This window comes from Exiguobacterium sp. UBA3491 (assembly GCF_002377745.1).
In the GTDB taxonomy this organism is placed as follows: domain Bacteria; phylum Bacillota; class Bacilli; order Exiguobacteriales; family Exiguobacteriaceae; genus Exiguobacterium_A.
Genome location: NZ_DFQK01000021.1, coordinates 49,948 through 53,200, shown reverse-complemented (window position 1 = coordinate 53,200; position 3,253 = coordinate 49,948). Strand labels below are relative to the sequence as shown.

7 protein-coding genes are annotated in these 3,253 nt (G+C 46.7%); 2 read left to right on the top strand and 5 right to left on the bottom strand.

The features are described 5' to 3' along the window. Both B4F99_RS07225 and groES read right to left on the bottom strand, forming a co-directional pair. A partial coding sequence (locus tag B4F99_RS07225; RefSeq protein ID WP_290756308.1) for a TCP-1/cpn60 chaperonin family protein occupies nucleotides 1–591 on the bottom strand: 591 nt, incomplete at its 3' end. A 33-nt stretch (nucleotides 592–624) separates the two neighbouring features. Beyond that, nucleotides 625–909, bottom strand: a complete 285-nt coding sequence (gene groES, locus B4F99_RS07220; protein ID WP_290756306.1) for a co-chaperone GroES — start codon at nucleotides 907–909, stop codon at nucleotides 625–627. Nucleotides 910–1,128: 219 nt separating this feature from the next. On the opposite strand from groES, the gene B4F99_RS07215 reads away from it, so the two are divergent. Continuing rightward, nucleotides 1,129–1,821 (top strand): CPBP family intramembrane glutamic endopeptidase, encoded by a 693-nt coding sequence (locus B4F99_RS07215; protein ID WP_058713945.1) that lies wholly within the window; start codon nucleotides 1,129–1,131, stop codon nucleotides 1,819–1,821. Between the two features lie 21 nt (nucleotides 1,822–1,842). Continuing rightward, nucleotides 1,843–2,076 carry a DUF4305 domain-containing protein gene (locus B4F99_RS07210; protein ID WP_214852032.1) on the top strand — a complete coding sequence of 78 codons (234 nt, stop codon included), beginning with the start codon at nucleotides 1,843–1,845 and terminating at the stop codon, nucleotides 2,074–2,076. A 41-nt stretch (nucleotides 2,077–2,117) separates the two neighbouring features. On the opposite strand, the gene B4F99_RS07205 is transcribed toward B4F99_RS07210, so the two are convergent. The 3 genes from B4F99_RS07205 to B4F99_RS07195 all read right to left on the bottom strand — a co-directional run. Continuing rightward, nucleotides 2,118–2,414, bottom strand: coding sequence for a DUF2089 family protein (locus tag B4F99_RS07205; RefSeq protein ID WP_214852030.1), 297 nt, complete (start codon nucleotides 2,412–2,414; stop codon nucleotides 2,118–2,120). An 18-nt stretch (nucleotides 2,415–2,432) separates the two neighbouring features. Continuing rightward, nucleotides 2,433–2,720 (bottom strand): hypothetical protein, encoded by a 288-nt coding sequence (locus B4F99_RS07200; RefSeq protein WP_290756304.1) that lies wholly within the window; start codon nucleotides 2,718–2,720, stop codon nucleotides 2,433–2,435. Between the two features lie 181 nt (nucleotides 2,721–2,901). Next, nucleotides 2,902–3,253, bottom strand: a 352-nt coding sequence (locus B4F99_RS07195) for a cation:dicarboxylate symporter family transporter (protein WP_290756302.1), incomplete at its 5' end; no start/stop codon positions are given.

Sequence of the window (3,253 nt, the reverse complement as noted above, 5' to 3'; positions counted from 1 at the left end):
GTAACCACGGTCGAATTGCATTCCTTCAACGACGTCGAGTTCTGTCGTGAAGCCACGTGATTCTTCGATCGTGATGACACCATCTTGACCGACACGTTCCATTGCTTCTGCGATCAATTGACCGACTTCTTCGTCCGCTGCTGAGATCGCTGCGACTTGGGCGATCGCTTCTTTACCTTCAATTGGTTTTGCAATCGTGTGCAACTCTTCGACAGCACGACGGACTGCTTTTTCGATTCCTTTACGGATGACCATCGGGTTTGCACCCGCTGTGACGTTTTTGAGACCTTCCCGAATCATCGCTTGTGCGAGGACTGTCGCTGTTGTCGTACCATCCCCTGCGATTTCATTCGTTTTTGAGGCAACTTCTGCGACGAGTTTTGCACCCATGTTCTCGAAGTGATCTTCGAGTTCGATTTCTTTCGCGATCGTCACGCCATCATTCGTGATGAGTGGTGAACCGAACTTTCGCTCGAGGACGACGTTGCGTCCTTTTGGTCCGATCGTGACTTTGACTGCATCCGCTAATGCGTCGACCCCGCGGAGCATTGCCCGACGTGCTTCTTCACTGAATAAAATCTCTTTTGCCATGACTGAAATCCCCCTTATAGATGATTGACTGAATTACTCGGCTACTGCCAAAATATCGCTTTCGCGTAAAATTAAGTATTCATTGCCGTCGACTTTGACTTCCGAACCGGCATATTGTGTATAAATGACGTGATCTCCGACACTCACTTCAAGTGGTACACGTACGCCTTGCTCTGTCACACGGCCAGTACCGACAGCGACGACTTTACCCTCTTGTGGTTTTTCTTTCGCTGACCCAGGAAGAACGATTCCTCCAAGTGTTGTTTCTTCTTTTTTAACGACTTCGATCACGATGCGATCACCAAGTGGTTTTAACATGCGAAACATCCTCCTTGAAAATGATTGTTTTTAGCACTCACTTTCGTTGAGTGCTAACATATTTTTATCTTATACGCTTTCTCTCCTGAATTCAAGCCTGAACCTTTATCCGTTTTCCCGAAATCGACACCTTTGAATCATCGTCAATCGTGCGCCAAGACCGTTTGTTTGTTACAATCGGGACAGTACCTTCATTACAAAGGAGTTGTGTCCTGTACGATGAAAAATCCAATCAGTCTGCCTTTTCTGATGGCGGAGAAGTGGCAAAAGCGTCACGTCATCCCGATCATCATCTATCTGATCGTCCAATTGGTTCCGGGTTCGTTCCAGTATTTCCTTCCGAAGAACGTCATTGCTGACGTCGCCGGTTGGTGGCTCGCGATCGGCTTCACGGTCGCCGTCATCGTCTCCTACTACTGTCTGCGTCCTGATTGGCAGAAATGGAAGGCAGAAGGACGTCAAACCGATCCGATGGATACACTAAAATGGATCGGAATCGGGATTGCGCTTTTGTATGCACTCTTGATCAGCGTCAATTTGATCGATGCCTGGATGGCAGGCGGGATCGAAAATGTCGCGAAATCGCAAAATACGGATCAAATCATTCAAGCGATTCAAGTCATCCCACTCCTGCAAGTCATGGTCGTCTTGCTTGGACCGATCATGGAAGAGTTCTTGTTCCGGCACATCATGTTCGGCAATCTCTCATCGAAGCTCGGTTTCTTCTTTAGCTTCATCCTGACGGGTGGCTTATTCGCCCTGATCCACCAAGACAACAAATTTTTGATCTATGTCGCGATGAGTTTCGTCTTCTCACTCGTCTTCGTCAAGACGCGCCGGATTCTTGCTCCGATCGCCATTCATGTCTTTAACAACGGAATCGTCGTACTTGCCATCTACGCGATGTCTTAATTTACGAAAGGTCGTGTTTTCATGCGTCAAAGCTCGAACTTCATGGCATTGTTCTATGCCATCTTTGGTGTTCTTTTCATGTTTCTTGCCTACAACAACTCAGTCGAGGCAGGAACGGTCTTCAACTTCTGGACGATCCTCCTGACCTTGTTCGCCGCAATCGACTTCTATCGTCTTTACTTGATCTTCCGCTTCCGCTCAGCAGCAAAGAAGATGATCAAGAAGGAACAGGATAAAAAGAACGATAAACAATAAAAAAACGAGATTTCCGTCAGGCGGGAATCTCGTTTTTTGGCTTATTCTTTCGCTTGACCCTTGCGGTAAGAATCGATGATCGTTTTCGCCACATCAAGACTCAACCGTTCATCTAAGACCAAGTTCTTGATCATATTGATGAATTCGACATCTTCCTGTTGCACCGAATCAATCCGCTCAATCAACTGGTTCAACTTCGCCCGGACAGTCGGATAGGATACTTGATAGGCAGCTGCCATATCCTTCAACGAACCGGAGCTCAAGACGAACTTCCGGATGAACTCGAGATGTTCCTGTTCGAGTGCCAGTACCCAAGCGGGCACGTCTTGTCGTTCCATCGTATTCCCTCACTTCTCTTACAAATCTTGAATCTCCATTCGATCTTTTTCACGCTTCAGTTGCTTACGGCGCGAGTCGACACCCATCTCAGCCATTGAGATCATCATAGACAATCCAACACATGTACCGATTCGGATCAATGACTCACGATCCGACGTGTGTGGTCCTGTTCCGAAATACCAGTAAATTCCGAGACCAATGATGATCGCTGGAATGATGAAACTAAAGACTCTTCTGCGCCGCGCTAAGTAAAATTGTACGATACAGACTGTGACAATACCAATGACGATTCCTACCGTTTCCATCCTATCGCCTCTCCCCTGTGATTATATAAATAATATTAACTATAAAATAAATAATATTCAATATAATTTTAACTATAATCAAAAATAAAAGGTTTTCTTTAAAAACAATCGAATTTAATCTATTTTCTTGGACGAAAAAAAGAAGGACTGACGATTCAGTCCTTCCCCATACTTACGACAATCACGCACTGCGGATGTCGTCTTTCTTATTTTCTGTCGACATGAACGTCTCGAGTTGGTCTTCGTCAAGGACACCTTCCCACTTCGCGATGACGAGTGAAGCGAGCGTGTTTCCTGTGACGTTGACGACCGAGCGCATCATATCCATGATTCGGTCAATCCCCGCGATGAAGGCAAGTCCTTCTGCCGGGATACCGACTGTACCGAGTGTTGCGAGCAACACGACGAAGGAGACGCCAGGAACGGCAGCCATCCCTTTTGATGTCAGCATCAAGACGAAGACAAGCGTCAGCTGTGTTCCGATCGAGAGATCAATCCCGTACATTTGTGCGATGAACAAGGCTGCGAGCGCG